The sequence below is a fragment of the Kitasatospora sp. NPDC097643 genome, from assembly GCF_040302625.1.
In the GTDB taxonomy this organism is placed as follows: domain Bacteria; phylum Actinomycetota; class Actinomycetes; order Streptomycetales; family Streptomycetaceae; genus Kitasatospora.
The window spans coordinates 1-1,070 of record NZ_JBEOSA010000186.1 but is presented as its reverse complement, the minus strand read 5'-3'; the positions used below and the strand labels follow the sequence as shown (position 1 = coordinate 1,070).

Below are 1,070 nucleotides of genomic sequence, written 5' to 3'. Positions count from 1 at the left end.
CTAGGTGTTCTGTCCCGTGAGGTTGGGGATGCGGCTGGCGGGTGGTTTGCCTGCGAGTGCGGTGTGTCCGCGGTGGTGATTGTAGGTGTGGAGCCAGGCGGGGTAGGCGTCTCGGCGTTCCTGTTCGGTGCGGTAGGGCCTGGCGTAGGCCCATTCGTCGAGCAGGGTGCGGTTGAAGCGTTCGACCTTGCCGTTGGTCTGCGGCCGGTAGGGGCGGGTGCGTTTGTGCGTGATGCCCTCGGCGGCGAGGGCATCACGCCAGGCGTGTGACTTGTAGCAGGCTCCGTTGTCGGTCATCACTCGCTGGACGGTGATCCCGGCCCGGGCGAAGAACGCGTTCGCCCGGGCCCAGAAGGCGGCGGCGGTCTCCTTGCGTTCGTCGGGCAGGATCTCGCTGTACGCCAGGCGGGAGTGGTCGTCGACGGCGTTGTGCAGGTAGGAGTAGCCCGCCCCGGAGCGGGTCCTGCGGCCAGCCTGGCGGCCCAGGACATGGTGGCCGCCGCCGTCGGGGATGTTGCCGAGTTTCTTGATGTCGACGTGGACCAGTTCGCCCGGTGCGGCGCGTTCGTAGCGCCGTACCGGGCGTCCCGTGGCGCGGTCGAGATGCGCGAGGCGGGCGAGCCGGTAGCGGACCAGGACCCGGTGCACGGTGGCCGGGTTGAGTCGCAGGAGGTAGGCGATGCGGGCGGGGCCCCAGCGGCGCAGGACGCGGACCTTGACGATCCGCCGCTCCGTGCGCGACGGCAGCCGGCGCGGGCTGTGGTGCGGCCGCGAGGACCGGTCGCTCATGCCACCCTCGCCCAGGACGCGGTAGCGGTCCGCCCAGCGCTTGGCCGTGGTGGGCGAGACCTGGAAACGCTCGGCGGCCCGCCGCAGTGGCCAGCCGTCCTCGACCACGCAGCGGGCCAGGCGCAGGCGTCCGGTCTCGGTCAGCGGTGCGTTACGGTGTGGCATGAGGGCCTTTCTGGGAGCCGGTGCAGATGTCGCAATCCACACCGAGCCAGAAGGCCCTCACTCATTTCAAGATCACGCCACCATGAGCTCTGTCACCAACCTCCGTGGTCAGAACA

Annotated in this window: 1 protein-coding gene; it reads right to left on the bottom strand. The window is 69.9% G+C overall.

Going from position 1 to position 1,070, the window contains the following annotated elements; all coding sequences use genetic code 11:
* Nucleotides 1-954: an IS481 family transposase gene (locus ABTY15_RS39750; RefSeq protein WP_350607725.1), complete on the bottom strand. Its 954-nt coding sequence runs from the start codon at nt 952-954 to the stop codon at nt 1-3.
* Nucleotides 955-1,070: the final 116 nt, after the last annotated feature.

Excerpts from the sequence above, each read along its gene's own strand:
- ABTY15_RS39750 (WP_350607725.1), bottom strand. The coding sequence starts at position 954 with ATGCCACACCGTAACGCACCGCTGACCGAGACCGGACGCCTGCGCCTG.